The following is a 25763-nucleotide window of genomic DNA, read 5'->3' on the forward strand; positions in this document are numbered from 1 at the left end:
CCGGGATTCGGGAGTGCGAATGGATCTCGATAGGCTGACCACCCACCACGTTGCCGTCAGGCTTCAGGCGCGGCGCGTACGCAAGGAGGATCGAGAACTGATGGCAGGCAACTCGGACCCGCTCACGCCACGGGCCAAGCTGGCCGTGACCGCGGGCAAGGCGGTCGCGGCGGCATCACGCGCCGCCGGACGCGGCAGCGGTTCGGTGATCGGCGGCCGGGTGGCGCTGAAACTCGACCCCGACCTCCTCGCCCGGCTCGCGCAGAACCTGGACGTCGTCCTCGTCTCGGCGACCAACGGCAAGACCACCACCACCCGGCTGATCGCGGAGGCGCTGCGGGCCGCGGGCCAGGTCGTGTCCAACGCGCTCGGCGCCAACATGCCCGCGGGCATCACCTCGGCGCTGGCGGGCGGCTCGGACGCCAAGTTCGGCGTGATCGAGGTCGACGAGAAGTACCTCGCGGGCGTGGCCCGGGACACCGCGCCCAAGTGCATCGCGCTGCTCAACCTCTCCCGCGACCAGCTCGACCGCGCCGCCGAGACCCGGATGCTCGCGGAGAACTGGCGCGAGGGGCTGGCCGGCTCCAAGGCCGTCGTCGTGGCGAACGCCGACGACCCGCTGGTGGTGTGGGCCGCGTCCTCCTCCCCCAACGTGGTCTGGGTCGCCGCGGGGCAGATGTGGAAGGACGACGCCTGGTCCTGCCCCTCCTGCGGCGGTGTGATGCAGCGCCCGGGGGACGACTGGTTCTGCGGCGAGTGCGGCTTCCGCCGGCCGACCCCGAGCTGGGTGCTCTCCGGCGACCACGTCCTCGACCCGCACGGCTCCGCCTGGCCCATCCACCTCCAGCTGCCGGGCCGCGCCAACAAGGCCAACGCCGCCTCCTCGGCCGCCGTGGCCGCCGTCTTCGGCGTGCCGCCGCAGGTCGCCCTGGAGCGCATGTACCAGGTGCAGGCCGTCGCCGGACGCTACGACGTCGTCCAGTTCATGGAGCGCGACCTGCGCCTGCTGCTGGCGAAGAACCCCGCGGGCTGGCTCGAGACGTTCACCCTGATCGATCCGCCGCCCACCCCGGTCATCCTGTCGGTGAACGCGCGCGGCGCCGACGGCACCGACACCTCCTGGCTGTGGGACGTCGACTACACCCGCCTCACCGGCCACCCGATCTTCGTCATCGGCGACCGCAAGCTGGACCTCGCGGTGCGCCTGGAGGTCGCGGGCCAGCACTTCCAGGTGTGCGACAGCGTCGACCAGGCGGTGCAGCTGGCGCCGCCCGGCCGGATCGAGGTCATCGCGAACTACACCGCCTTCCAGGACCTGCGCCGCCGCGTCGGCAACTGAGACGAGGAACCATCACGTGATGAGCGACAACCAACTCCGCGTCGTCTGGGTCTACCCGGACCTGCTCAGCACCTACGGCGACCAGGGCAACGCCCTGGTCGTGGAGCGCCGGGCGCGGCAGCGCGGCCTCGACGTGGCGCGTCTCGACGTCCGCAGCGACCAGCCGATCCCGACCTCCGGCGACATCTACCTCATCGGCGGCGGCGAGGACCGGCCGCAGCGGCTCGCGGCCGAGCGGCTGCGCCGCGACGGGCACCTGTACCAGGCGGTGAACAACGGCGCGATCGTGTTCGCGGTCTGCGCCGGCTACCAGATCCTGGGCCACGAGTTCGTCAACGACCTCGGGCAGCGCGAGCCGGGCCTGGGCCTGCTCGACGTCACCACGGTGCGCGGCCAGGGCGAGCGGTGCGTCGGCGACGTCCTCGCCGACATCGACCCGCGCCTGGGCCTGCCGCAGCTGACCGGCTTCGAGAACCACCAGGGCGTCACCCACCTCGGCCCGACCGCCCGCCCCTTCGCCCGGACCCAGATCGGCAAGGGCAACGGCACCGGCGACGGCACCGAGGGCGCCTACAACGACACCGTGTTCGGCACGTACATGCACGGCCCGGTGCTCGCCCGCAACCCGCTCATCGCGGACCTGCTGCTGAAGCTGGCGCTCGACGTGAACGCGCTCCCGCCGATCGACGACCACTGGTACGAGGCGCTGCGCAACGAGCGCATCGCGGCGGCTCAGCAGCCGGCGTGACCGCGTGCCGCGGCGGCCCGTCCGACCAGCCGTTCAGCCGATGGTCGGTCCACCGTCAGCAGCCCGTCTGACCGTGCATACGCACAGGTGAGCGGGTCCGTCCAGCAGGCGGACGCGTTCTTCGGCCCCGCCCCCTCCTGCCGCTAGGGTGGCGGGGATCGAGCCGGACGACGCGGTCCGGACCCGGCCCCTGCGAAGAAGGTTGTATCGGGCTATGCGCATTGGTGTCCTCACGTCCGGCGGCGACTGCCCCGGCCTGAACGCCGTCATCCGGTCCGTCGTGCACCGTGCCGTCGCCGACCACGGCGACGAGGTCATCGGTTTCCGGGACGGCTGGAAGGGCCTCCTGGAGTGCGACTACCTCAAGCTCGACCTCGACGCGGTGGGCGGCATCCTCGCCCGCGGCGGCACGATCCTCGGCTCCTCCCGCGTGCAGCCCTCGCACCTGCGGGACGGCGTGGAGCGGGCCCGCGGCCACGTCGCGGAGCTCGGCCTCGACGCCATCATCCCGATCGGCGGCGAGGGCACGCTCAAGGCGGCCCGTCTGATGTCGGACAGCGGCCTGCCCGTGGTGGGCGTGCCGAAGACCATCGACAACGACATCGCGGTCACCGACGTCACCTTCGGCTTCGACACGGCCGTGGGCGTGGCGACGGAGGCCCTCGACCGGCTGAAGACCACCGCCGAGTCCCACCAGCGGGTCCTCGTCGTGGAGGTCATGGGCCGCCACACCGGCTGGATAGCGCTGCACTCGGGCATGGCGGCCGGCGCCCACGCCATCGTCGTGCCCGAACGGCCCTTCGACATCGAGGAGCTCGCCGCGCGGGTGGGCGAGCGGTTCGAGGCGGGCAAGCGGTTCGCGATCGTCGTCGCGGCGGAGGGGGCCAAGCCGAAGCCCGGGACCATGGCCTTCGACGAGGGCGGCAAGGACATCTACGGGCACGAGCGGTTCGCCGGCATCGCACGGCAGCTCTCCCTGGAGCTGGAGTCCCGGCTCGGCAAGGAGGCGCGTCCCGTGATCCTCGGGCACGTGCAGCGGGGCGGTACGCCCACCGCGTACGACCGGGTGCTGGCCACCCGGTTCGGGTGGCACGCGGTGGAGGCGGTTCACCGGGGCGAGTTCGGGATGATGACGGCGCTGCGCGGCACGGACATCGTGATGGTGTCGCTGGCGGAGGCGGTCGAGACGCTCAAGACCGTGCCGGTCGAGCGGTACGCGGAGGCGGAGACCGTGCTCTAGCCGTACGGCGAGTTCCTCCGGCCCCCGGTGACACAGGTCGCCGGGGGCCGCTCTAGTCTTGGGGGGCTGGAAACGTACAAACCCCCCACGAATCAGGAGCCGGCGGATGGATCACAGCGGGCACGGCATGACCATGGATCTGCCGCCGTTCACGCTGGGGCGGGGTCTTCAGTGGTCGGCGGACCCCTTCTTCCTCGTCGCCTGCCTGCTGGGGCTGGGCCTGTACGCGTGGGGGGTCGTCCGGTTGCGGCGGCGCGGGGACGCGTGGCCGGTGTCGCGGACGGTGGCGTACGTCGTGGGCGTGCTGACCGTGGCGCTGGTGATGTGCACCCGGCTGAACGACTACGGCATGGTCATGTTCAGCGTGCACATGGTGCAGCACATGGTGATCAGCATGCTGTCGCCGATCCTGATCCTGCTCGGCGCGCCCGTCACCCTGGCGCTGCGCGCGCTGCCGACGGCGGGCCGGGGGCGCAAGGGGCCGCGTGAGCTGCTGCTGATGCTGCTGCACAGCCGGTACCTGCGGGTGATCACGCACTTCGCCTTCACGATCCCGCTGTTCATCGCGAGCCTGTACGCGCTGTACTTCACGCCGCTCTTCGACTTCCTGATGGGCTCCAGGGCGGGGCACCTGGCGATGATGGTGCACTTCCTCGCGGTCGGTGTGGTGTTCTTCTGGCCGATCATGGGCGTGGACCCGGGGCCCAACCGGCCGGGCCATCTGATGCGGATGCTGGAGCTGTTCGCCGGCATGCCGTTCCACGCGTTCTTCGGCATCGCGCTGATGATGGCGTCGACGCCGATGGTGACGTCGTTCGAGAACCCGCCGGCCTCCCTCGGCATCGACGCCCTCTCCGACCAGAACGCGGCCGGCGGCATCGCCTGGGCGTTCAGCGAGATCCCGTCCGTGCTGGTCCTCATCGCCCTGCTCTTCCAGTGGTACGGGTCGGAGCAGCGGCAGGCCAAGCGCAAGGACCGGGCCGCCGACCGGGACGGCGACAAGGAGCTCGCGGCGTACAACGCCTATCTGGCCTCGCTGAGCACGCGCCAGGACTGACGGGCCTGCGCCGAACGGCGGAACCAGGGCACCATGGAGGGGGACGCGCCCTGCGGAGGGTGTGCCGGAGGAGGGTGTCGCGATGCCCGGTACGACGGACGGCTCCACGAAGACCATGGGGGTGATCACCCTCGGCGGGCTCGTGGTGGTGACCGCCTACACGGTGGCGCTCGGCAGCAACGGCTGGCTGTGGTTCGGCTGGGTCGTGCTCGGGCTGATCACGCTCGCGCTGGTGGTGACGCGGACGCCCTGAGGGCGGCCCGGGGCGGGCCGGACGGGACCGTCCGGACTCCGGCGGCTGACGGCCCCGGCGATGGACGGCCCCGGCGGCGGACGGCGTTCAGCCGGGCCCGGGCCGGGCCGCCGGGTGCACCCCCGGCCGGTACTTCGGCAACCGGGCGGTGACCTTCATCCCGGCGCCGGGCGCGGTCTCGATGACCAGGCCGTGGTCGTCGCCGTACACCTGGCGGAGCCGGTCGTCGACGTTGGACAGGCCGATCCCGCCGGAGGGGCTCACCCCGCCGGCCAGGATGCGCCGCAGCAGGACCGGGTCCATGCCGGCGCCGTCGTCCTCGATCACGACGAGCGCCTCGGCGCCGGCGTCCTGGGCGGTGATCTGGATGTGGCACTTGTCGGTCTTGCCCTCCAGTCCGTGCTTGACGGCGTTCTCCACCAGGGGCTGGAGGCACAGGAACGGCAGGGCGACCGGGAGGACCTCGGGGGCGATCTGGAGGGTGACGGAGAGGCGGTCGCCGAAGCGTGCGCGGACCAGCGCCAGGTAGTGGTCGATGGCGTGCAGCTCGTCGGCGAGGGTGGTGAAGTCGCCGTGCCGCCGGAACGAGTAGCGGGTGAAGTCGGCGAACTCCAGCAGCAGCTCACGGGCGTGCTCGGGGTCGGTGCGGACGAACGACGCGATCACCGCGAGCGAGTTGAACACGAAGTGCGGTGAGATCTGGGCGCGCAGCGCCTTGAGCTCGGCCTCGATGAGGCGGGTGCGGGACTGGTCGAGGTCGGCCAGCTCCAGTTGGACGCTGACCCAGCGGGCGACCTCCCCGGCGGCCCGGACGAGGACGGCGGACTCGCGGGGCGCGCAGGCGACGAGGGCGCCGTGCACCCGGTCGTCGACGGTGAGCGGGGCGACGACGGCCCAGCGGACGGGGCAGTCGGGGGTGTCGCAGGCCAGCGGGAAGGCCTCGCCGCGGCCGGTGTCGAGCGGGCCGGCCAGCCGGGCCGTGATCTCGGCGCGGTGGTGGGCGCCCGCGCCGTCCCAGACCAGCACCTGCCGGCGGTCGGCGAGGCAGAGGGCGTCCGTGCCGAGGAGGGTGCGCAGCCGGCGGGCCGACCTGCGGGCCGTCTCCTCCGTCAGGCCGGCCCGCAGCGGGGGTGCGGCGAGCGAGGCGGTGTGCAGGGTCTGGAAGGTGGCGTGCTCGACGGGGGTGCCGAGGCCGCCCAGGGTCTCGGGGCGGGCGGTGCGCCGGCCGAGCCAGAACCCGGCGGCGAGGAACGGCAGGATCGCGATGCACAGGCCCGCCAGGAAGCCGCTCACGCCTTCACCTCCGCCGCCCGCAGCTCCTCGGGGAGGTGGAAGCGGGCCAGGACCGCCGCCGTGCCGGGCGGGACCCGGCCCGCGGTGGCCAGGGAGACCAGGACCATGGTGAGGAAGCCCAGCGGGACGGACCACAGGGCGGGCCAGGCGAGCAGGGCGTGCGCGGTTCCCGTCACGGGCAGGCCGGCCATGGTCGCGGCGACCGCGACGAACGCCGAACCGCCGCCCACCAGCATCCCGCAGGCCGCGCCGGGCGGGGTGAGCCGCCGCCACCAGATGCCGAGGACGAGCAGCGGACAGAACGAGGACGCGGAGACCGCGAAGGCCAGCCCCACCGCGTCCGCCACCGGCAGCCCGCCCACCAGCAGGCTCGCCCCCAGCGGGACGGCCATGGCGAGGCCGGTGCCGAGCCGGAAGTGACGCACGCCGCGCGAGGGCAGCACGTCCTGGGCGAGCACCCCCGCCACGGCCATGGTCAGCCCCGACGCGGTGGACAGGAACGCGGCGAAGGCGCCCCCGGCGACCAGCGCGCCGAGCAGGTCGCCGCCGACGCCGCCGATCACCCGGTCCGGCAGGAGCAGCACGGCGGCGTCGGCGTCGCCGGTGAGGGCGAGTTCGGGGGCGTAGATGCGGCCCAGGGCGCCGTAGAGGGGCGGGAGCAGGTAGAAGCCGCCGATGAGGGCGAGGACGGCGACGGTGGTGCGGCGGGCGGCGACGCCGTGCGGGCTGGTGTAGAAGCGGACGACGACGTGGGGCAGGCCCATGGTGCCGAGGAAGGTCGCGAGGATCAGTCCGTACGTGGCGTACAGGGGGCGTTCCTCACGGCCGGCGGCGAGGGAGGTGGACAGGCCGCCGTTGCCGCCGCGGTCGGCGGTGGGGACGGCGGTGCCGCGCGGGAAGGTGAGGCGGGTGCCCTGCTCGATGCGGTGGGTGCCGGCCGGGAGGCGGAGTGCGGCGCCGTGGTGCCGGCGGCCGTCGACGGTGCCGTCCACGGTCACGGTGAGGGGCCGGTCCAGCCTGAGGTCGAGCCGGTCGTCGACCCGGACGGAGCGCTGGTCGCGGAAGGCGGGCGGTTCCTCGAAGACGTGCCGGGGCGCGCCGTCGCCCTGCCAGGCGAGGACCAGGAAGAGGGCCGGGACGAGGAGCGCGGTCAGCTTGAGCCAGTACTGGAAGGCCTGGACGAAGGTGATGCTGCGCATGCCGCCCGCGGCGACGGTCGCGGTGACGACGACGGCCACGATCAGACCGCCGAGGGTGTCGGGGGCCCCGGTGAGGACGGTCAGCGTCAGCCCGGCGCCCTGGAGCTGCGGCAGCAGGTAGAGCCAGCCGACGCCCACGACGAAGGCGCCCGCGAGCCGTCGTACCGCCTGGGAGGCGAGGCGGGCCTCGGCGAAGTCGGGGAGGGTGTAGGCGCCGGAGCGGCGCAGCGGGGCGGCGACGAACAGCAGCAGCACCAGGTATCCGGCGGTGTAGCCGACCGGGTACCAGAGCATGTCCGGGCCCTGGACGAGGACCAGGCCGGCGATGCCCAGGAAGGACGCGGCGGACAGGTACTCGCCGCTGATGGCGGCGGCGTTGAGGCGGGGGCCCACGGTGCGGGAGGCGACGTAGAAGTCGGAGGTGGTGCGGGAGATCCGCAGGCCGAACGCGCCGACCAGGACGGTCACCACGACGACGAGGGCGACGGCGGGGACGGCGAAGGCCGAGTTCACCGGTCCTCCACCAGGCGGACCAGGTCGCGTTCGTTGCGTTCGGCGCGGCGGACGTACCAGCGGGCGAGCAGGACGAGCGGGGCGTAGAGGCCGAAGCCGAGGACCGCCCACTCCAGGCGGCGGGCGTCGGGCATCGCCGCGAACAGCAGGGGCAGCGGGCCGACGAGGAGGGCGAGGACGGCGAAGGCGGTGAGCGCGGCGCGCAGCTGGGTGCGCATCAGGGAGCGGACGTAGGTGTGGCCGAGGGTGGTCTGCTCCTCTATCTCGGTGCGCGGGCGGTGGTGGCCGGAGGTGCGCCGGGCGCGGCGGGGCGGGCCGGTGACGACGACGCGGCGCTCGGCGGGGTCCTGCGGGGGCACGTCACGGCCTCCTCATCAGCAGGTCCCGCAGTTCACGGGCGTGCCGGCGGCTGACCTGGAGCTCCTCGCCGCCGACCAGGACGCTCACGGTGCCCGCGTCGAGGCGGAGCTCGGCGACGTGGCGCAGGGCGACGAGGTGCCGGCGGTGGATGCGGACGAAACCGCGGGCCCGCCAGCGCTCCTCCAGGGTGGAGAGCGGGATCCGGACGAGGTGGCTGCCGCGGTCGGTGTGCAGCCGGGCGTAGTCGCCCCGGGCCTCGACGTGGGTGATGTCGTCGACGGCGACGAACCGGGTCACCCCGCCGAGCTCGACGGGTATGTGGTCGGGGTCGGGCTCGTGGACCGGGATGAGGGGTGCGGTGCCGCGCAGCTCGGCGGCCCGGCGTACGGCCTCGGCGAGGCGTTCCGCGCGGACCGGCTTGAGGACGTAGTCGACGGCCTTGAGGTCGAAGGCCTGGACGGCGAAGTCCTCGTGGGCGGTGACGAACACGACCAGCGGCGGGCGGGCGAAGCCGGTGAGCAGCCGGGCCAGGTCGAGGCCGTCCAGGCCGGGCATCTGGATGTCGAGGAAGACGACGTCGACGGCTTCGGGTCCGTCGGGGCCGGACTCCAGGGCGCGGTTGATCCGGCGCAGTGCCTCGGTCGCGTCACCGGCGCCCTCCACGCTGCCGATCCGGGGATCGGCGGCGAGCAGGTACAGCAGTTCCTCCAGCGAGGGGCGTTCGTCGTCGACGGCGAGGGCGCGCAGCATGAACGTGGAGTGTAGGGGCGATCCGCACGGCTGGACACGTGCCGGGGCGTGGACGTATCCGCTGGATACAGTGCCGACATGAGCAGCACACCGCCGCCGTTCGACGGACTCGACCGCAAGATCCTCACCGCGCTGATGGCGAACGCCAGGACGAGCTTCGCCGAGATCGGCTCGGCGGTCGGGCTGTCGGCGACGGCGGTCAAGCGCCGGGTGGACCGGCTGCGGGACAGCGGGGTGATCACCGGGTTCACGGCGACGGTGCGGCCGTCGGCGCTGGGCTGGCGGACGGAGGCGTACGTGGAGGTGTACTGCGAGGGCGCGGCGCCGCCGCGGCGGCTCGCGGAGGTGGTGCGCAACCATCCGGAGATCACCGCGGCGATGACCGTGACCGGCGGGGCGGACGCCCTGCTGCACGTGCGGGCGCGGGACGTGGAGCACTTCGAGGAGGTGCTGGAGCGCATCCGGGTCGAGCCGTTCATCCGGAAGACGATCAGTGTGATGGTGCTGTCGCACCTGCTGCCGGAGAGCCCGGAGGCCGGCGCCACCCAGGTGGCTCCCGACGACGGCGGCTGACGCAGCGGTCGTGCGCCCGGTGGGCCTACTGCGCAGCGATCGTGCGTGAACACGCAGTGATCGTTCCTTGTCGGGCGTCCTGTCGCTTCCTACCGTGGTGTCAACCACAAGTCGACACCACCGTCGACGCCGTAGGAAAAGCGGAGGAACCCCTCTGTGACCGTCAGCCGTGTGCCGCGCTCCCGGCGCTTCCTGGTCTGTGACCCCAGACACTTCGCCGTGCAGTACGCGATCAACCCCTGGATGCATCCCGACACCCCCGTCGACGTCGACCTCGCCCGTGACCAGTGGCAGGCCCTGATCCGCGCCTACCGCGCCCACGGCCACACCGTGGACACCGTGGAGCCGGTCCCCGGGCTGCCCGACATGGTCTTCGCCGCGAACTCGGCGGTCGTCGTGGACGGCCGCGTCTTCGGCTCCCTCTTCCACGCGCCGCAGCGGCGCCCCGAGTCCGTGCACTACGACACCTGGTTCAAGGCGGCGGGCTACGACGTCCACCGGCCCGAGTCCGTCTGCGAGGGCGAGGGCGACCTGGTGTGGACGGGACGGTACCTGCTGGCGGGCACCGGGTTCCGCACGACCCGGGAGGCGCACCGCGAGGCGCAGGAGTTCTTCGGCCACCCGGTGATCAGCCTGACGCTGGTGGACCCGCACTTCTACCACCTCGACACGGCGCTGTTCGTGCTGGACGGCGGTCCCGCGGACGCCGTCCCGGACACCGCGAACATCGCGTACTACCCGGAGGCGTTCTCGCCGGGCAGCCGGGAGGTGCTGGCGCGGCTGTACCCGGACGCGGTGCTCGCGACCCGCGAGGACGCGCTGGCGTTCGGGCTCAACTCCGTCTCCGACGGCCGTCACGTCTTCATCGCCCCGCGTGCGGAGGCGCTCGCGGCCCGTCTGGCCGATCGTGGCTATGTCCCCGTCCCCGTCGACCTCTCGGAGTTCCAGAAGGCCGGCGGCGGCATCAAGTGCTGCACCCAGGAGATCCGCTCATGACCGCACCCGCCCGTACGCGTACCTCCGCCGACCTGATCCGGGCCGAGGAGCCCGTCCTGGCCCAGAACTACCACCCGCTGCCGGTGGTGGTGGCGCGCGCCGAGGGCGCCTGGGTGGAGGACGTCGAGGGCCGCCGGTACCTCGACATGCTGGCCGGCTACTCGGCGCTGAACTTCGGCCACCGCCATCCGGCGCTGGTCGAGGCGGCGCACCGCCAGCTGGACCGCCTCACGCTCACCTCCCGCGCCTTCCACAACGACCGGCTGGCCGAGTTCGCCGAGCGGCTCGCGGAGCTGACGGGCCTGGACATGGTGCTGCCGATGAACACCGGCGCCGAGGCGGTCGAGAGCGGCGTCAAGGTGGCCCGCAAGTGGGCGTACGAGGTGAAGGGCGTCCCGGCCGACCGGGCCACGATCGTGGTGGCGGCGGACAACTTCCACGGCCGTACGACGACGATCGTGAGCTTCTCGACGGACGAGACGGCCCGGCGGGGTTTCGGGCCGTTCACGCCCGGCTTCCGGATCGTGCCGTACAACGACCTCGCGGCGATGGAGGCGGCGGTCGACGAGACGACCGCGGCGGTGCTGATCGAGCCGATCCAGGGGGAGGCGGGCGTCGTCATCCCCGACGACGGCTACCTCGCGGGCGTCCGCGAGCTGACCCGCCGGGCCGGGTGCCTGTTCGTCGCCGACGAGATCCAGTCCGGGCTGGGCCGTACGGGCCGCACCCTGGCCGTGGAGCACGAGGGCGTGGTGCCCGACGTGCTGCTGCTCGGCAAGGCGCTGGGCGGCGGCATCGTGCCGGTGTCGGCGGTCGTCGCGCGGCGTGAGGTGCTGGGCGTCCTGCGTCCGGGTGAGCACGGGTCGACCTTCGGGGGCAATCCGCTGGCGGCCGCGGTCGGCACGGCGGTGGTGGAGCTGCTGGCGACGGGCGAGTTCCAGCGGCGGGCGGCGGAACTGGGCGTCGTCCTGCGGGACGGCCTGACCGGGCTGGTCGGCCAGGGCGTGGTGGGCTTCCGCGCGCGCGGGCTGTGGGCGGGGGTCGACGTGGACCCGGCGGTGGGCACCGGCCGGGAGATCGGGGAGCGGTTGCTGGCGGAGGGCGTCCTGGTCAAGGACACGCACGGCTCCACCATCCGGCTGGCACCGCCGCTGACGATCACCGCGGAGGAGCTGGAGTCGGCCCTGGGGGCGCTGGAGCGGGTGTTGCGCCGGGCGGGGTGAGGGGTCCGCCCGGCGGCGCGGGAGGAGGCAGCACCGGGTCGGCGGGACGGTGCGGACCGGGGGTGCGCCCGGCGGGGCACGGAAGGAAGGCCGTCGCGCAGGCCGTGCCGTTCCGGTGCGCGGCACGCCGTGCCGTTCCGGTGCGCGGCACGCCGTGCCGTTCCGGTGCGCGGCCGCCGTGCCCGTTCCGGTGCGCGCCACGCGACGGGGGCGGCGCCGCGGCTCCGTACGGGGGCGGCCTCCCCCTTCGCCGTGGGGACCGCCTCCGGAGGCACCCGCCCTGGGGACGCGCCGCCGCCGGAGGAACCCAACCTGGGGAGCGCCGTCCCCGAGGAACCCGCCCCCGCCGGGGGACCGCGTCGCGCACATCGTGGAGGCGCAGGGTGAAGATGGAGGCAAGTGGTGGCGGACCACTCTCAGCGACAGAGAGTCAGCGACAGAGAGGTCGACCGTGGGCTCACACGACGAGGACGACGTTGCCCGCCGGCGGTTCGACGTGGCGGACGCCGCGCCCCTGCTGCTCGACGCACGGGGTGTGGTGACGAGCTGGACCCGGGACGCCGAGCGGCTGCTGGGGTACGCGGCCGTCGATGCGGTGGGCAAGGACCTGGCCGGGCTGCTGGCCCACGGGGACGCCGAGCGGATGCCGGACGTGCTGGAGCGGTGCCGCCGGGACGGCGGGTGGGCGGGGCTGCTGGCGGCCCGCCGCGCCGACGGCCGGCCGGTGCCGCTCATGGCCCGGATCACCTCGGCGGACGAGCTCGGCGGACCGGGGCGCTGGCTGCTGCTGCTGTGCGAGCGGGGCGACGCCCCCGGCTGGAGCATGAACCGTCAGGTGCTGGAGCAGCTGGTGGCCGGTTCGCCGATCGGTATCGCCATCGTCGACACCGACCTGCGCTTCGTGTGGTCGAACACGGCCCTGAGCCGGTTCGGCGGCGGCCCGCCCGAGCGCCGGCTGGGGCTGCGGTTCGCGGACGTCCAGCCGGGCCTGGACGCGGAGGCGGTCGAGGCCCAGATGCGGCGCGTGCTGGAGAGCGGCGAGACCGTCGTCGGCTACGAGCACGTGGGACGCGTCCGGGCGGCGCCGCACCGGGAGACGGCGCACGTCATGTCGTTCACCCGCCTCGACGACGAGCACGGGCGTCCGATGGGCGTCTACTACACGGTCGTGGACATCACCGACCGCCACCGTGCCCGGCGGCGCCTGGCCCTGCTGGACCGGGCCGGCCGGCGCATCGGCCGCACTCTGGACATCGCGCGGACCGCGCAGGAGCTTGCGGACGTGGCGGTGGCCGGTTTCGCCGACGCCGTCGCCGTGGACCTGCTGGAGCCGGTGCTGCGGGGTGCGGAGCCCGCCGCGGCGCGGGCACCGGGCGAGACCGTGGTGCTGCTCAGGGTCGGGCAGCGGTCGGGAGCGGAGGAGGCCGGTGACGGCCTCACCGGCTGCGGCACGGGTACGGCGTCCGGTTCGGGCTCGGGCTCGGGCTCCGATACCGGCACCGGCACCGGCACCGGCTCCGGCACGGGTACGGCGTCCGGCTCCGGTTGCGCCGAGGCCGAGGCCGACGCCGGGGCCCGGGCCCGGGCCCGGGCTCGGGCTCGGGCTGGGACCGGGTCCGGGGCTGGGGCCGGTGCCGGGGCCGGTGCGCATCCCGTCGTCGCGTACCCGGCCGGGTCGCCTCCCGTGGGCTGTCTGGTCAGCGGGCGGCCCTGGCGGGCGGAGCGGCTGGAGGAGGCCGGGGGATGGGGGCCCGCGCTGCCCGCGGTCGGCGGGGAGCACGTCGGGCCGCCCAGTGTGCTGGTGGTGCCGGTCCGGGCGCGCGGCACGACCCTGGGCATCACGACGTTCCTGCGCCACCCCGGCAAGGAGCCCTTCGCCGAGGACGATGTCGCGCTGGCCGAGGACCTGGTGTCGCGGGCGGCCGTCTGCGTGGACAACGCCCGCCGCTACACCCGCGAGCGCGACGCGGCGCTCGTGCTCCAGCGCAGCCTGCTGCCCCACCGGCTGCCCGAGCAGGACGCCGTCGAGGTGGCCGCCTGCTACCTGCCGGCCGACGAGCTGACCGGCATCGGCGGGGACTGGTACGACCTGATCCCGCTGTCGGGCGCACGGGTGGCGCTGGTGGTGGGAGAGGTCCCCGGACACGGCATCGACGCCGCCGCGGCCATGGGGCGGCTGCGGACCGCCGTGCGGACGCTCGCCGCCCTGGACCTGCCGCCGGAGGAGATCCTCGCCCACCTCGACGACCTGGTCGCCTGCACGGCCCGGGAGGAGGTCGGCGGGCCGGAGGCGTGGGTGGAGGCCCCGGAGGCGGTGGGGTCGGGGTGCCTGTACGTCGTCTACGACCCCGTCGACGGGCGCTGCGCGATGGCCGCCGCCGGGCACCCCGCGCCGGCCGTCGTGCTGCCCGACGGCACGGTCACCTTCGTCGACCTGCCGCAGGGGCCGCCGCTGGGCGCCGGCGGGCCGCCGTTCGAGTCGACCGAGCTGCTGCTGGCGCCGGGCAGCACGCTCGCCCTGCACACCGACGGTCTGCTGGCCGGGGGCGAGGAGTGGACGCCGCACACCGACCGGGAGCGGCTGCGGCGGGCCCTGGAGCGGCAGGAGCCCGGGCTGGACCTGCGCTGCCGGGCGGTGATCGACGTCCTCGCCCCGGACCGGCCGCACGACGACGTGGCGCTGCTGATGGCCCGCACCCGCCGCCTCTCCCCCGACCAGGTCGCGGACTGGGAGCTGCCCGCCGACCCGGCCGCGGTGGCCGAGGCCCGCAAGGCCGCGAGCCGCCGGCTGGCCGAGTGGGACCTCACCGAGCTGTCCTTCACCACGGAACTGGTGGTCAGCGAACTCGTCACCAACGCGATCCGGCACGCCGCCGGCCCCATCCGGCTGCGGCTGATCCGTGAGCGCTCCCTGGTCTGCGAGGTGCACGACGGCGTCACCACCGCGCCCCATCTGCGTCACCCGCGCACCACGGACGAGGGTGGGCGGGGGCTGCTGCTGGTCTCGCAGGTCACCCGGCGCTGGGGCACCCGTTTCGTCCCCGGCGGGAAGATCATCTGGGCCGAGCAGTCGCTCACGGGACCGGAGCTGTGACGCGGCCGCCGCTCCCCACCGACCGACCTTCGTGACAAAATGTCGCAATATCGACATGCGCGGCAAGAGTCGGACGGGGCGTGGGTCGGATGGGGCATGGATCGGGCGGAACGGACGGGACCGGTGCCGGAACCGGCGCCGGGACCGGCGCCGCCGCCGAAGCGGCGGTCGACTACGCCGCGGTGTTCCAGGCGCTGCCCGGCAGCGTGTCCCTGCTGACCCCCGGGCTGGTCTTCGCCGACGCCAACGAGGCGTTCCTGCGCCTGGCCGGACGCCGGCGCGAGCAGGTGGTCGGACGCCATCTCTTCGAGGTCTTCCCGGACAACCCGAACAACCCCTCGGCGGACGGCGTGCGCAATCTGGAGGCCTCGCTGCGCCGGGTGCTGGCCACCGGCGAGCGCGACGCCATGGCCCTGCAACGCTACGACGTCCAGCCGGCCGACCGGCCCGGCGAGTGGGAGGAGCGCTACTGGAGCCCGGTCAACGCGCCCGTGCGCGGGGCGGACGGCTCCGTGGTGCTGCTGGTGCACCGCGTCGAGGAGGTCACCGAACTGCTCCGGGCCCGCGGCCTCGGCCGGTCCGGGAACCAGCCGGAGAACCGGTCCGGGAGCCAGCCGGAGAACCGGTCCGGGAGCCAGCCGGAGAACCGGTCCGGGAGCCAGCCGGGGAACCGGTCGGGGAGCCGACCGGAGAACCGGCCGGGGAGCCGGTCGGCAGTTCCGGCGGAGGACCCGCCGCACGCGCTGGAGGCCGAGCTGTACACCCGCGCCCGCGAACTCCAGGAGGTCAACGAACGGCTGCGGCGGGCCCACGCCCGTGAGCGCGAGGTGGCCCTCGCCCTCCAGGAGGCGATGCTGCCCGCGCCCGGACGGGTCCGCCACCACAGCGCGGCCGTGCGCTACCGGCCCGCCGTCGGCGCGCTCAACGTGTGCGGGGACTGGTACGACCTGGTCGACCTCGTCGGCGGCCACCGCATCGGCGTGGCCGTCGGCGACGTCGTCGGGCACGGCCTGGCGGCGGCCGGGGTGATGGGCCAGCTGCGCAGCGCGCTCAGCGCCGCCTCCCGGATGGCCGCGGGGCCCGCCCAGGCCCTGGACGTGCTGGGCCGGTACGCGCACGTGGTGGACGGCGCGGAGGCGGCCACGGCGGTCACCACGTTCGTCGACTTCGACCACCACACCATCACGTACAGCAGCGCCGGACACCTCCCGCCCGTACTCGTGCACCCCTCGGGCCGGGTGGAACTGCTCGACCGGGCGACCGATCCCCCGCTCGACGCCCGCCCCGACCCGGTGCCCCGGCCGCAGGCGACCACCTCCTTCGACACCGGCGCCACACTGGTGCTGTACACCGACGGCCTGGTGGAGCGGCGGCGCGAGGCCATCGACACCGGCCTGGCCCGTCTGACGGAAGCCCTCGCCCGGCACCGGACCGAGGACCCCGAGACCCTGGCCGACTCCGTCCTGCTGGAGCTGCTGCCGCCCGGCGGCACGACCGACGACACGGCGCTCGTCGTCGTGCGGCTGTGAGGGGGTACCCCGGTGGTACGGAGTGACGTGCCGTCAGCCCGCGGGTTCCGGCCGCAGCCGCCCCCGCCTACACTGGCACCCCACACCGTGCCGGTTGACCTGCCGGAACACGGCGGCCCCGCCGATCGGCCGGACTGAGGAGCGACGCCTTGTTCTACCACCTCCTGAAGTACGTGGTGCTGGGGCCGCTGCTGCGGCTGCTGTTCCGGCCCCGCATCGAGGGGCTGGAGCACGTACCGGCGTCCGGCGCGGCGATCATCGCCGGCAACCACCTGTCGTTCTCCGACCACTTCCTGATGCCGGCGGTCCTCAAGCGGCGCATCACCTTCCTCGCCAAGGCCGAGTACTTCACCGGTCACGGCGTCAAGGGCCGGCTGACCGCCGCGTTCTTCCGCAGCGTCGGGCAGATCCCGGTCGACCGCTCCGGCAAGGAGGCGGGCCAGGCCGCGATCCGCGAGGGCCTCGGTGTCCTGCGCAAGGACGAGCTGCTGGGCATCTACCCGGAGGGCACCCGCTCGCACGACGGCCGCCTCTACAAGGGCAAGGTGGGCGTCGCGGTGATGGCCCTGAAGGCCGGGGTGCCGGTCGTCCCCTGTGCCATGATCGGCACCTTCGAGGCGCAGCCGCCCGGCCAGAAGATCCCCTCCTTCCGTCCCGTCGTCATCCGCTTCGGCGAACCGCTGGACTTCTCCCGCTACGCCGGCATGGAGAACGACAAGACGGTCCTGCGCGCGGTCACCGACGAGATCATGTACACGATCCTCACGTTGTCGGAGCAGGAGTACGTCGACCGGTACGCGGCCGACGTCAAGGCGGAGGAGGAGACCGCCCGGGCGAAGGCGCGCAGGTTCCCCCGGCTGCCGCTCAGCTGACCGCGGAGCGCTGACCGCAGACCGCAGACCGCAGACCGCAGACCGCAGACCGCAGACCGCAGAGCATGCGGGCCGCAGAGCACGCGGGCCGCAGAGCACGCGGGCCGCGCGAACGCGGACGTCACTCCAGGGACATGAGCGCCTCGTCCAGGATGCGCCGCAGCCGCAGACCGTCCGGGGCGACCGCGGTCACCAGGGCGGCCGGCCCGGCCAGCGGCACGAGCGTGGCGGTGTCGCCGAGGACCCGTGCGGTCACCGGCCGGTCGCGGAACTCGGGCCGTACGACGACCAGTTGGCCGAGGGCGCGGTGTCCGCCGAGGACGGCGGGCCCGTCCCAGCCGCCGGGGGCGCCCGGACCGCAGGCCAGCTGCTGGTCGAGCACGGGCCGTCCGCCGACCCGTACGACGAGGCGGCTGGTCAGGCGCCCCGGCTCCTCCCCCACCCGCCCGAGCACCTGCTCCTCGCGCAGCACGAGCCGGGCCCGGGGCGCCAGTCCGACGTGCGTGGTGACAGACAGGTCACTGCCCTGCGCGGAGATCAACGGCTCGGGCAGCCAGTGCAGTTCGCCGTCGTCGGCGACGTCGATCCGTACGTCGTAGCGGGCCTCCTCCTTGCCCTGGCCCGGCAGGGCGATGGTGGCGGCGGCCGAGCCCAGGCGCAGCCGGGCGCCGCTGTCGACGGCCGCCTCGACGGCGAGGCGGTCGCCGCCGAGGGGGCCGCTCATCGCGCCGACGAGCATGACGCGCGCCTGACCGCCGTCACCGCCGCGGGTGCGCCGCAGCGCGAGGGGCCCGTCGCTCTCCAGGACGGGCAGGGCGGTCCCGCCGCGCCCGTCCCGCCGCGCGCGGATCCGGGCGGTGGCGTGCACACCGCTCATCTCACGCCACCCACGCGGCGCGCTGCTCCCGCACCCACTCGGCGACGTCCCGCACGCCGGTCGCGCCCCGCAGCGACTGGAACACGACGGGCAGTTCGGCGCGCTGCGCCTTGGCGTCGGCGGCCATCCGGGCGAGGTCGGACCCGACGTACGGGGCGAGGTCGGTCTTGTTGACGACGAGCAGGTCGGCGGTGGTGACGCCGGGCCCTCCCTTGCGCGGGATGTCGTCCCCGCCGGCGACGTCGATGACGAAGATCTGGGCGTCCACCAGTCCCTTGGAGAAGGTGGCGGTCAGGTTGTCGCCCCCGGACTCGACGAGGATCAGGTCGAGCGGCCCCACCTCGTCCTCCAGGTCCTCCACGGCCTCGAGGTTGGCGGAGATGTCGTCCCGGATGGCGGTGTGCGGACAGGCGCCCGTCTCGACGGCCGTGATCCGCTCCGGCGGCAGCACGGCCTCCCGGAGCAGGAACTCCGCGTCCTCCCGCGTGTAGATGTCGTTGGTCACGACGGCCAGCGACAGTTCGTCCCGCAGGGCACGGCAGAGCGCGGCGACGGTGGCGGTCTTCCCCGACCCGACGGGACCGCCGAGCCCGATACGGAGGGCGCGCCGCGCCCCGTCGGGGCGCCGGGCGTCGGCACCGACGGCCGGGGTGACGGTGTGGGAGTGATCGAGGTGCACGTGGAACTCCTTCGCTTGCGAACGCCGGTCAGGACAATGCAGCCCGTCTGGGGGTCCCCCCTCTGGGGGAGTTTGAGGACGAGGCCCGTTCAGGGCCGAAGCGGGGGCCCAGGGGCGGCAGCCCCCTGACGGGGTCGAAGGGGCGGAGCCCCTTCAGGGAGAGGCCCCTCACGACGCGAACAGCCGCACCGGCCACCCCGCATGCCCCTCCGCCCCGATCTCGAGCAGCGGCGCGGAGGCGGACGGCAGCGCGTCGGTCCCGGCGGCCACCGCCGCCCGCCCCGCCGCGACCGCCCGGTCGACCACCCGGTCCGTCTCCGGCGCCAGCCGCGCCAGCACCGCCGTGGCCGAGAAGGGGTCGAGGCTCAGCAGCCGCACCACCGCGGTCGCCGGTCCGCTCACGCTCTCGTACGCCGCGCAGTGCGCCGCGTCCTCGGGCCCGAGTCCGGCCGCGCGGGCCGCCAGGCCCAGCACCACCGGCTGGTGGGCGCCCTTGGGGAAGGCCCGTGCCAGGGCGTCCAGTTCGTCGCTCGGCCAGACCGCGCGGGCCGCTCGCGTCAGCTGCCGTCCCAGTTTGCGCGCGGCCGTGCGCAGCGCGGGGGACGGGGTCCGGGCGTCGGCCGCCGCGTCGAGTTCCGCCGGGTCGCCGCCGGCCGCGGCGGCCGCGGCCAGGGCGGCCGCCACCAGCCCCGCGGTGTGCAGCCGTCCGCGGCAGAAGTCCTCCAGGCTCGCCGCGCCGGTGATCCGTCCGGCCTTGACGGCTTCCTCCGCCCCGCCGGAGTGCGCGTGCCCTCCGGCGGGGAAGCGGCCGTCGGCCAGGACGAGGAGCGCTGCCCTTGTCATACCGGCGTCCTCAGAAGAGGAAGTAGCGCTGGGCCATGGGCAGCTCCGCGGCCGGTGTCGCCTCGACGAGTTCCCCGTCGACGCGCACGGCGAAGCTGTCGGGGTCGATCTCGACCCGGGGCCGGGCGTCGTTCTCCCGCATGTCCGCCTTGGTCACGCCCCGCGTGGAGTCGATGGCGACGAACCTCTTGCCGAGGCCCAGCCGTTCCGGCAGCCCGTCGTCGAGGGCGAGCGGGGCCACGAAGTTGACGGAGTTGGCGGCCGGTGCCCGGCCGATCGCCCCGTACATCGGGCGGGGCAGGATGGGCTGCGGGGTGGGGATGGAGGCGTTGGCGTCGCCCATCTGCGCGTACGCGATCTGCCCGCCCTTGAGGACGAGGTGCGGCTTGACGCCGAAGAACGCCGGTTCCCACAGGACGAGGTCGGCGAGCTTGCCCGTCTCGACGGAGCCGATCTCCCGGGCGAGGCCCTGGGCGAGCGCCGGGTTGATCGTGTACTTGGCGACGTACCGCCGTACCCGCCGGTTGTCGGCCCGGCCGTCGCCGGGCAGCGCGCCCCGCCGCCGCTTCATCACGTGCGCGGTCTGCCAGGTCCGCAGGACGACCTCGCCGACCCGCCCCATGGCCTGTGCGTCGGAGGAGATGATGGAGATGGCGCCCAGGTCGTGCAGGACGTCCTCCGCGCCGATGGTCGAGGGCCGGATCCGGGACTCGGCGAACGCCAGGTCCTCGGGCACCGCGGGGTTGAGGTGGTGGCACACCATCAGCATGTCGAGGTGTTCCTCGGCGGTGTTCACGGTGTACGGCCGTGTCGGGTTCGTCGAGCTGGGCAGGACGTGCGGCTCGGAGACGACGGTCATGATGTCGGGCGCGTGCCCGCCGCCGGCGCCCTCGGTGTGGTAGGCGTGGATGCCGCGGCCGGCGATCGCGGCGAGCGTGTCGCCCACGAATCCGGCCTCGTTGAGGGTGTCGGTGTGGATGGCGACCTGGATGCCGGTCTGCTCGGCGACGGTCAGCGAGGCGTCGATGACGGCCGGCGTGGAGCCCCAGTCCTCGTGCAGTTTGAGGCCCAGCGCCCCGCCCCGGATCTGCGACAGCATCGCCTCGTGGGAGACGGTGTTGCCCTTGCCGAGGAAGCCGATGTTCAGCGGGTACCGCTCCATCGCCTCCAGCATGCGGGCGAGGTGCCAGGGGCCGGGCGTCACGGTCGTCGCCTTGGAGCCCTCGGCGGGCCCGGTGCCGCCGCCCACGAGCGTGGTGACGCCCGCCGCGAGCGCCTCGTCGGCGATCTGCGGGCAGATGAAGTGGACGTGCGCGTCGACGGCTCCGGCGGTGAGGATGCGGCCGTTGCCGGCGATGATCTCGGTCTCCGGGCCGATCACCAGGTCCGGGTGGACCCCGTCCATGGTGTCGGGGTTGCCCGCCTTGCCGATGCCGGTGATCCGGCCGTCGCGGATGCCGACGTCGGCCTTGACGATCCCCCAGTGGTCCACGATCACGGCGCCGGTGACGACGGTGTCGGGCGCGCCGTCCGCGCGGGTGGCGCGGGACTGGCCCATGGACTCGCGGATGACCTTGCCGCCGCCGAACACGGCCTCGTCCCCGGCGAGTCCGGGACCGCCGGAGCGGTCCTCCTCGATCTCGACGATCAGGTCGGTGTCGGCGAGCCGGATGCGGTCACCGGTGGTGGGGCCGAACAGGTCGGCGTACGCGGCGCGGGAGATCTCAGGCATCGAGGGCGCCTCCGGTCTCGCCGCGCAGCCCGGGCACCACGCGGGCGCCGGCGAGGGGGACGAGGGCGACGTCGACGGGCAGCCCCGGCTCGAAGCGCACGGCGGTGCCCGCGGGGACGTTCAGCCGCTTGCCGCGTGCGGCGGCGCGGTCGAACTCCAGGCCGGGGTTGGCCTCGGCGAAGTGGTAGTGGGAGCCGACCTGGACGGGCCGGTCGGCGGCGTTGAGGACGGTGAGCCGGGTGACCTCACGGCCCTCGTTGTACACGATCGGGTCCTCGGCGAAGAGGATCTCTCCGGGAATCATCGGGGCCCCTCTCAGACGATCGGGTCGTGGACGGTGACGAGCTTGGTGCCGTCCGGGAAGGTCGCCTCGACCTGGACGTCGTGGATCATCTCGGGGATGCCCTCCATGACGTCGTCGCGGGTGAGCAGCTTGCGGCCGGAGGCCATGAGCTCGGCGACCGTCCGGCCGTCGCGTGCCCCTTCGAGGATGTGCGCGGTGATGAGGGCGACCGCCTCGGGGTGGTTGAGCTTCAGCCCGCGGGCGCGGCGCCTCTCGGCGACGTCGGCCGCCACGTGGATCAGCAGCCTCTCTTGCTCGTGCGGCGTCAGTTGCACGTCCCACCTCACATCCTCGCTCCGGACCTTGCGGGGCCCGGTTGCCGCGGCCACGGGGGAAAAGTCCCAGGTGGCGTGAAGGGGCAGGCTAGTTGGGCCGCGTTTCACGCACGTTACCCGAGCGGTGTGACCGTCAGACCCCGGGGTCGGTGCCCGGCATGCTCATCAACGCGCGCAGACCGTCCCGCAGGACGTCCACCGACGTCGGCCCGAACAGGGACTGCTGGGCGATGAAGCCGAGGACGGTGGCGATCATCGTGCGGGCCACGTGGTCCGGCGGTACGTCCGAGCGCATCGTCCCGGCCGCCTGGTGGGCCTCGACGATCCGCGCCCATGCCGCGCGCACGACGGTGTAGCCCTCGCGCAGGACGTCCGCGAGGGTGTCGTTGCGCGGGATCTCCGACCAGACCTGGACGACCAGGCGCGGGAAGGCGGGGACGCCGTCCACGGTGAGGGACTCGCGCAGGCCGAGGGTCCGGTCGAGGACGGCGGGCACGAGGCGGTCGGGCGGCGGGGGCGGGCTCTGCTCGGCCGCCGCCTCGAAGGCGGCCCGGACCTCGCCCAGCACCTCCGAGACGATCGCGGCGATCAGCTCGTCCTTGCCGCCGAAGTACCGGTACACGGCGCCGGCCGAGAGATCGGCCTCCTTCAGGACGTCCTGCATGGAGGTGGCGTGGAAGCCGTTGCGCGCGAAGCAGAGCGCGGCGGCGTCGAGGATCTGCCGGCGGCGGGCGTCGAGGTGGGCCTGGGATACGCGTGCCATGGCCCAAAACTTAAAACGAACGTTCCTTCTTGACAAGCGCCCCACAGGCGGCGCACGGTGGTGACAGAGCTAAAACGAACGATCCTTCTTTTTAGAGTCGGCCGGAGGAGATTCCCATGAACACCGCTCCCGCCCCCGCCACCAGGGCTCCCGCCCGGCGCGCGATCGCGGTCGTCGTCCTCGTCCCCGTGCTCACGGCGCTCGCCCTGTGGGCCTTCGCCTGGCCGGCCGCCCGCACCGCACCCCGCGACCTGCCGCTCGGCGTGGCCGGCCCCCGGGCCGCGATCACCCAGGTGGAGAAGACCCTCGAACGGCACGAGGGCGCCTTCGAGATCCACCGCTACGACGACGAGGCCGCGGCCCGCGCCGCCGTGGCGGACCGGACGGTGTACGGCGCCGTGGTCGTCACTCCCCAGGGCCCCGAGCTGCTGACCGCGTCGGCCGCGAGCCCGGTCGTCGCCCAGCTGTTGCAGCAGGCGGTCGACCGGCAGGCCGCGGCCGACGGCACCGACGTCCGGACGGTGGACGTCGTCGCCGCCTCCGCGAACGACCCGCGCGGGGCGGCACTGAGCGCGAGCGTGCTCCCGCTGGCGCTGGCCGGCATCGCGGCGGGCGCGGTGGTGACCCTGCTCGGCCTGCGCGGGGTCCGCGCCGCGCTCGCACTGGTCGGCACCGCCGCTCTGGTGGGCCTCGTCGCGGCGGCGCTCGCGCACAGCTGGCTGGGGGTGCTCGCCGGCGACTGGTGGGCGGAGGCGGCGACGTTCGGTCTGTCGACACTGGCGGTGAGCGCGGCCGTGGCCGGGTGCGCCGCCCTGCTGGGCCCCGCGGGCATCGGCCTGACGGCGTTCACCGTGATGTTCCTCGGCAACCCGTTCTCCGGGGCGGCCTCGGCGCCGGAGATGCTGCCCGAGCCGGTCGGCGCGATCGGCCAGTGGCTGCCGCCGGGCGCGGGGACGACGCTGCTGCGCTCGGTGTCCTTCTTCGACGGCGCGGCGGCCACCGGTCCCGCCCTGACCCTCACCTGGTGGGCCGCGCTGGGCCTGGGAGCGGTGCTGCTCGGCGACGCGCTGAAGGGCCGCGCGAGGAGCGCCGCACCGGCCGCCGGCCGGGAGGCCGCACTCGCCGGCTGACCCGCGCACCGGGAAGCCACGCCCACCGGGAGGCCCCCCAGATGGAGGCCACCCCCACCGGCGCCCCACCGGCCTGACGGCCCGGCCCGCCGCCGGAACCCTCGACCGACCGTGCGCCCTCCGTCTTGGCGGAGGGCGCACGGTTCTGCGCGTCCGACCGCCCCCGTCCCCATCCGCCGGGATGCGCCTGGAATGTGCGGGGATACGCCGGGATGCGGCGGGGACGCGGCCGTCTAGCGGTGGTTCGGCCCCCGGTGCTCGGCCGCGATCCCGAACCGCTGCTGTTCGAGGGAAGCCGGGGCCGCCGCCTCGCGGACCGCGGAGACGGAGCTGATCACCTGCTCGCCCTCCGGGGCGTCGAGCGCGTCGAGCCGTTCCAGGTCGGCGGCGGAGACCAGGGCGACGAGGGGCTTGCCGTGCCGCGTCACGACGACGCGCTCGCCGCCGTACACCACCCGGTTGATCAGGTCGGCGAGCTCAGCCCTGGCTTGCGTCACCGGAATCTCGTAGGCCATGACCCCATTCTAACGTCACGTACGTCCTGTACATTTTTTACAGACGTCGAAGGAGGGGGTTCCCATGACCCGACCGTCCGCCCGCCATGTCCTGCCCGAGTTCACCGAACGCACCGGCTCGGGGTACCGGACGCTGGACCCGTACTCGAAGCTGCTGGAGGAGCGCATCGTCTTCCTGGGCACGCCGATCGACGACACCGCGGCGCACGACGTGATGGCCCAGCTCATGTACCTGGAGCACCGGGACCCCGACCGGGACATCTCGCTGTACGTCAACTCCCCGGGCGGCTCGTTCAGCGCGATGTCGGCCGTCTACGACACGCTGCGGTACGTCACCTGCGACGTGGCGACCGTCTGCCTGGGCCAGGTCGGCTCGGCCGCCGCCGTCCTGCTGGCCGCGGGCACACCGGGCAAGCGGTCCGTGCTGCCGGGCGCGCGCGTGGTGCTCCGCCAGCCGTCGCTGCCGGAGCCGGTGCGGGGGCAGACCGGCGATCTGGTCGTCCAGGCCCGGGAACTGGCCCGCACCCGCACCCTCCTGGAGGAGATGCTCGTACGGCACACCGGGCGCAGCCCCGAGCAGGTGAGCGCCGACCTCGAACGCGACCGGATCCTCGACGCCCGCCAGGCCGTGGAGTACGGCCTGGCGGACCGGGTGGTCCCGGCCCGCAGTGCTTCCGGCGGCCTGCCGGGCGTGGGGTGAGCCGCCGATGCTGCCTCCCGAGCTGCCTCCGCTGCCCGCGCTGACCCGGGCCGAGGCCGAGCTGATCGACCGTTACCTGGAGGTGGTCGACCTGCTCGGCCGGATCAACCCCGCCCGCGACGGCGACACCTACCGCGGACTGCGCGCCGCCCAGGCACTGGTGGGCAGGGCGACCGCGCTGCGCGACGCGCTGACGCTGATGCACCAGCGGGGCGAGAGCGAACTGCACGCGCCGACGCTCGCGCGGGCGCTGCGCGTGCTCGACGGAGAGCGCCGCACCGCGCGCGTCACGATGCCTCCGCTCCCCGACCGATGACGTACGGGTGTCCCGACGGCTCGGTGTTCGCCGAAAGCGTGACGCCCGGACCCGAGTCGAAACGGACCGAACGGCGTACCCCCGGGCGGCCCATCCTCGGCTGCTTTTTCCAGCCCACAGCGGTTGCGCGAAATGAGGGGCACCGCGCCGGAACGGAGGGTTCCAGTGCTGGTCGGGGGGTATGTCGTCGTCTTGACACCTGACCCGCCATCAGGGTGTCCACCCGAACGGGTGAGTGGTGAGTAACCCCACAAATCCCCGGTTGCGTTGGGATTTTCGGACATCGGTGCGCCAAGATCCCTGACTGACGACAAGCCCCCGCCACAAGCGGCGGGGCGGTCCGGGCGGACGCCGAGTCCTGCCGCCGCCCGGATGACCGGTCGACAGGAGTGCATCGGCAGGAGTGGAGGACCCAAGCACGACGGGTCGCCGGAACGGTCGCGCCATGACCGGACCGAGCAGCCCTTGGGGTGAAGCCGCAGCAGCGGCCGGGCAACTTCGCCAGCCCGAATCCGACAGGTCATCCTTCACAGGCGGCTGACGAAGGGTTG

Annotated in this window: 26 protein-coding genes and 1 riboswitch; of the genes, 14 read left to right on the forward strand and 12 right to left on the reverse strand. The window is 74.0% G+C overall.

Annotated elements, in window-relative coordinates; all coding sequences use genetic code 11:
- Positions 1-100 precede the first annotated feature (100 nt).
- The 5 genes from ACZ3KJ_RS27510 to ACZ3KJ_RS27530 all read left to right on the forward strand — a co-directional run bounded on the left by ACZ3KJ_RS27510 (position 101) and on the right by ACZ3KJ_RS27530 (position 4637).
- On the forward strand, positions 101-1339 hold the full coding sequence (locus tag ACZ3KJ_RS27510) for a DUF1727 domain-containing protein (RefSeq protein ID WP_467530875.1): 1239 nt from the start codon (positions 101-103) through the stop codon (positions 1337-1339).
- 19 nt (positions 1340-1358) lie between these two features.
- Positions 1359-2087: a type 1 glutamine amidotransferase gene (locus tag ACZ3KJ_RS27515; RefSeq protein ID WP_467530876.1), complete on the forward strand. Its 729-nt coding sequence runs from the start codon at positions 1359-1361 to the stop codon at positions 2085-2087.
- A 214-nt stretch (positions 2088-2301) separates the two neighbouring features.
- The gene (locus tag ACZ3KJ_RS27520; protein WP_389517082.1) at positions 2302-3327 is read left to right on the forward strand and encodes a 6-phosphofructokinase; all 1026 of its coding nucleotides are present in this window, start codon (positions 2302-2304) and stop codon (positions 3325-3327) included.
- Positions 3328-3433: 106 nt separating this feature from the next.
- Complete coding sequence (locus ACZ3KJ_RS27525; RefSeq protein ID WP_467530878.1) at positions 3434-4384, forward strand: cytochrome c oxidase assembly protein; 951 nt, start codon at positions 3434-3436, stop codon at positions 4382-4384.
- Between the two features lie 82 nt (positions 4385-4466).
- The gene (locus ACZ3KJ_RS27530) at positions 4467-4637 is read left to right on the forward strand and encodes a hypothetical protein (protein ID WP_385074669.1); all 171 of its coding nucleotides are present in this window, start codon (positions 4467-4469) and stop codon (positions 4635-4637) included.
- Between the two features lie 87 nt (positions 4638-4724).
- Here ACZ3KJ_RS27530 and ACZ3KJ_RS27535 read toward each other — a convergent pair whose 3' ends face one another.
- From ACZ3KJ_RS27535 to ACZ3KJ_RS27550, 4 genes are read right to left on the reverse strand one after another with little or no spacing between them, the layout of a single operon-like run.
- Positions 4725-5930 (reverse strand): sensor histidine kinase, encoded by a 1206-nt coding sequence (locus tag ACZ3KJ_RS27535; protein ID WP_467530880.1) that lies wholly within the window; start codon positions 5928-5930, stop codon positions 4725-4727.
- Positions 5927-7642 carry a sodium/solute symporter gene (locus tag ACZ3KJ_RS27540; RefSeq protein WP_467530882.1) on the reverse strand — a complete coding sequence of 572 codons (1716 nt, stop codon included), beginning with the start codon at positions 7640-7642 and terminating at the stop codon, positions 5927-5929. The genes ACZ3KJ_RS27535 and ACZ3KJ_RS27540 overlap by 4 nt, the downstream gene beginning before the upstream one ends.
- Complete coding sequence (locus tag ACZ3KJ_RS27545) at positions 7639-8001, reverse strand: hypothetical protein (protein ID WP_467530883.1); 363 nt, start codon at positions 7999-8001, stop codon at positions 7639-7641. The genes ACZ3KJ_RS27540 and ACZ3KJ_RS27545 overlap by 4 nt, the downstream gene beginning before the upstream one ends.
- A 1-nt stretch (position 8002) precedes the next feature.
- Complete coding sequence (locus tag ACZ3KJ_RS27550; RefSeq protein ID WP_467530885.1) at positions 8003-8752, reverse strand: LytR/AlgR family response regulator transcription factor; 750 nt, start codon at positions 8750-8752, stop codon at positions 8003-8005.
- Between the two features lie 78 nt (positions 8753-8830).
- Here ACZ3KJ_RS27550 and ACZ3KJ_RS27555 point away from each other — a divergent pair, with 78 nt between their 5' ends.
- The 6 genes from ACZ3KJ_RS27555 (at position 8831) to ACZ3KJ_RS27580 (ending at position 17039) form a co-directional block, all read left to right on the forward strand.
- On the forward strand, positions 8831-9325 hold the full coding sequence (locus ACZ3KJ_RS27555; RefSeq protein WP_385074656.1) for an Lrp/AsnC family transcriptional regulator: 495 nt from the start codon (positions 8831-8833) through the stop codon (positions 9323-9325).
- Positions 9326-9481: 156 nt separating this feature from the next.
- Positions 9482-10321 carry a dimethylargininase gene (gene ddaH / locus ACZ3KJ_RS27560; RefSeq protein ID WP_467530887.1) on the forward strand — a complete coding sequence of 280 codons (840 nt, stop codon included), beginning with the start codon at positions 9482-9484 and terminating at the stop codon, positions 10319-10321.
- Positions 10318-11544, forward strand: coding sequence for an ornithine--oxo-acid transaminase (rocD, locus tag ACZ3KJ_RS27565; protein ID WP_467530889.1), 1227 nt, complete (start codon positions 10318-10320; stop codon positions 11542-11544). The genes ddaH and rocD overlap by 4 nt, the downstream gene beginning before the upstream one ends.
- Positions 11545-11995: 451 nt before the next feature.
- Complete coding sequence (locus ACZ3KJ_RS27570; RefSeq protein ID WP_467530890.1) at positions 11996-14638, forward strand: SpoIIE family protein phosphatase; 2643 nt, start codon at positions 11996-11998, stop codon at positions 14636-14638.
- 89 nt (positions 14639-14727) lie between these two features.
- A complete protein-coding gene (locus ACZ3KJ_RS27575) occupies positions 14728-16167 on the forward strand; it encodes a PP2C family protein-serine/threonine phosphatase (protein ID WP_467530891.1) in 1440 nt (479 codons plus the stop codon).
- Positions 16168-16316: 149 nt separating this feature from the next.
- Complete coding sequence (locus tag ACZ3KJ_RS27580; protein WP_467530893.1) at positions 16317-17039, forward strand: lysophospholipid acyltransferase family protein; 723 nt, start codon at positions 16317-16319, stop codon at positions 17037-17039.
- A gap of 121 nt (positions 17040-17160) precedes the next feature.
- On the opposite strand, the gene ACZ3KJ_RS27585 is transcribed toward ACZ3KJ_RS27580, so the two are convergent.
- From ACZ3KJ_RS27585 to ACZ3KJ_RS27615, 7 genes are all read right to left on the reverse strand, one after another.
- Positions 17161-17916, reverse strand: coding sequence for an urease accessory protein UreD (locus ACZ3KJ_RS27585; protein WP_467530895.1), 756 nt, complete (start codon positions 17914-17916; stop codon positions 17161-17163).
- Position 17917: 1 nt separating this feature from the next.
- On the reverse strand, positions 17918-18595 hold the full coding sequence (gene ureG / locus ACZ3KJ_RS27590; RefSeq protein ID WP_467530897.1) for an urease accessory protein UreG: 678 nt from the start codon (positions 18593-18595) through the stop codon (positions 17918-17920).
- A 168-nt stretch (positions 18596-18763) separates the two neighbouring features.
- Positions 18764-19438 carry an urease accessory protein UreF gene (locus ACZ3KJ_RS27595; protein WP_467530898.1) on the reverse strand — a complete coding sequence of 225 codons (675 nt, stop codon included), beginning with the start codon at positions 19436-19438 and terminating at the stop codon, positions 18764-18766.
- Between the two features lie 10 nt (positions 19439-19448).
- The gene (locus tag ACZ3KJ_RS27600) at positions 19449-21170 is read right to left on the reverse strand and encodes an urease subunit alpha (RefSeq protein WP_389517108.1); all 1722 of its coding nucleotides are present in this window, start codon (positions 21168-21170) and stop codon (positions 19449-19451) included.
- Positions 21163-21474 carry an urease subunit beta gene (locus tag ACZ3KJ_RS27605; RefSeq protein ID WP_389517110.1) on the reverse strand — a complete coding sequence of 104 codons (312 nt, stop codon included), beginning with the start codon at positions 21472-21474 and terminating at the stop codon, positions 21163-21165. Before ACZ3KJ_RS27605 ends, ACZ3KJ_RS27600 begins: the two co-directional genes overlap by 8 nt.
- Before the next feature lie 11 nt (positions 21475-21485).
- Positions 21486-21788 carry an urease subunit gamma gene (locus ACZ3KJ_RS27610; RefSeq protein WP_389517112.1) on the reverse strand — a complete coding sequence of 101 codons (303 nt, stop codon included), beginning with the start codon at positions 21786-21788 and terminating at the stop codon, positions 21486-21488.
- 133 nt (positions 21789-21921) lie between these two features.
- A complete protein-coding gene (locus tag ACZ3KJ_RS27615) occupies positions 21922-22551 on the reverse strand; it encodes a TetR/AcrR family transcriptional regulator (protein ID WP_467530901.1) in 630 nt (209 codons plus the stop codon).
- Positions 22552-22667: 116 nt separating this feature from the next.
- On the opposite strand from ACZ3KJ_RS27615, the gene ACZ3KJ_RS27620 reads away from it, so the two are divergent.
- Positions 22668-23681 carry an ABC transporter permease gene (locus ACZ3KJ_RS27620; protein ID WP_467530903.1) on the forward strand — a complete coding sequence of 338 codons (1014 nt, stop codon included), beginning with the start codon at positions 22668-22670 and terminating at the stop codon, positions 23679-23681.
- 233 nt (positions 23682-23914) lie between these two features.
- On the opposite strand, the gene ACZ3KJ_RS27625 is transcribed toward ACZ3KJ_RS27620, so the two are convergent.
- Positions 23915-24196, reverse strand: coding sequence for a type II toxin-antitoxin system Phd/YefM family antitoxin (locus tag ACZ3KJ_RS27625; protein ID WP_467530904.1), 282 nt, complete (start codon positions 24194-24196; stop codon positions 23915-23917).
- Between the two features lie 64 nt (positions 24197-24260).
- Here ACZ3KJ_RS27625 and ACZ3KJ_RS27630 point away from each other — a divergent pair, with 64 nt between their 5' ends.
- Positions 24261-24896 (forward strand): ATP-dependent Clp protease proteolytic subunit, encoded by a 636-nt coding sequence (locus tag ACZ3KJ_RS27630; protein ID WP_467530906.1) that lies wholly within the window; start codon positions 24261-24263, stop codon positions 24894-24896.
- Positions 24897-24903: 7 nt separating this feature from the next.
- Positions 24904-25212: a hypothetical protein gene (locus ACZ3KJ_RS27635; protein ID WP_389517122.1), complete on the forward strand. Its 309-nt coding sequence runs from the start codon at positions 24904-24906 to the stop codon at positions 25210-25212.
- Positions 25213-25592: 380 nt separating this feature from the next.
- Positions 25593-25763: riboswitch (cyclic di-AMP (ydaO/yuaA leader) on the forward strand.

The sequence above is a fragment of the Streptomyces sp. NPDC003248 genome, assembly GCF_055563235.1.

What these genes read in the sequence shown, in the direction of transcription:
- ACZ3KJ_RS27510 (WP_467530875.1), top strand. Translation starts at nt 101, where the DNA reads ATGGCAGGCAACTCGGACCCGCTCACGCCACGGGCCAAGCTGGCCGTG.
- ACZ3KJ_RS27515 (WP_467530876.1), top strand. Translation starts at nt 1,359, where the DNA reads ATGAGCGACAACCAACTCCGCGTCGTCTGGGTCTACCCGGACCTGCTC.
- ACZ3KJ_RS27520 (WP_389517082.1), top strand. Translation starts at nt 2,302, where the DNA reads ATGCGCATTGGTGTCCTCACGTCCGGCGGCGACTGCCCCGGCCTGAAC.
- ACZ3KJ_RS27525 (WP_467530878.1), top strand. Translation starts at nt 3,434, where the DNA reads ATGGATCACAGCGGGCACGGCATGACCATGGATCTGCCGCCGTTCACG.
- ACZ3KJ_RS27530 (WP_385074669.1), top strand. Translation starts at nt 4,467, where the DNA reads ATGCCCGGTACGACGGACGGCTCCACGAAGACCATGGGGGTGATCACC.
- ACZ3KJ_RS27550 (WP_467530885.1), bottom strand. Translation starts at nt 8,752, where the DNA reads ATGCTGCGCGCCCTCGCCGTCGACGACGAACGCCCCTCGCTGGAGGAA.
- ACZ3KJ_RS27555 (WP_385074656.1), top strand. Translation starts at nt 8,831, where the DNA reads ATGAGCAGCACACCGCCGCCGTTCGACGGACTCGACCGCAAGATCCTC.
- rocD (WP_467530889.1), top strand. Translation starts at nt 10,318, where the DNA reads ATGACCGCACCCGCCCGTACGCGTACCTCCGCCGACCTGATCCGGGCC.
- ACZ3KJ_RS27575 (WP_467530891.1), top strand. Translation starts at nt 14,728, where the DNA reads ATGGGGCATGGATCGGGCGGAACGGACGGGACCGGTGCCGGAACCGGC.
- ACZ3KJ_RS27585 (WP_467530895.1), bottom strand. Translation starts at nt 17,916, where the DNA reads ATGAGCGGTGTGCACGCCACCGCCCGGATCCGCGCGCGGCGGGACGGG.
- ACZ3KJ_RS27595 (WP_467530898.1), bottom strand. Translation starts at nt 19,438, where the DNA reads ATGACAAGGGCAGCGCTCCTCGTCCTGGCCGACGGCCGCTTCCCCGCC.
- ACZ3KJ_RS27600 (WP_389517108.1), bottom strand. Translation starts at nt 21,170, where the DNA reads ATGCCTGAGATCTCCCGCGCCGCGTACGCCGACCTGTTCGGCCCCACC.
- ACZ3KJ_RS27605 (WP_389517110.1), bottom strand. Translation starts at nt 21,474, where the DNA reads ATGATTCCCGGAGAGATCCTCTTCGCCGAGGACCCGATCGTGTACAAC.
- ACZ3KJ_RS27615 (WP_467530901.1), bottom strand. Translation starts at nt 22,551, where the DNA reads ATGGCACGCGTATCCCAGGCCCACCTCGACGCCCGCCGCCGGCAGATC.
- ACZ3KJ_RS27620 (WP_467530903.1), top strand. Translation starts at nt 22,668, where the DNA reads ATGAACACCGCTCCCGCCCCCGCCACCAGGGCTCCCGCCCGGCGCGCG.
- ACZ3KJ_RS27625 (WP_467530904.1), bottom strand. Translation starts at nt 24,196, where the DNA reads ATGGCCTACGAGATTCCGGTGACGCAAGCCAGGGCTGAGCTCGCCGAC.
- ACZ3KJ_RS27630 (WP_467530906.1), top strand. Translation starts at nt 24,261, where the DNA reads ATGACCCGACCGTCCGCCCGCCATGTCCTGCCCGAGTTCACCGAACGC.
- ACZ3KJ_RS27635 (WP_389517122.1), top strand. Translation starts at nt 24,904, where the DNA reads ATGCTGCCTCCCGAGCTGCCTCCGCTGCCCGCGCTGACCCGGGCCGAG.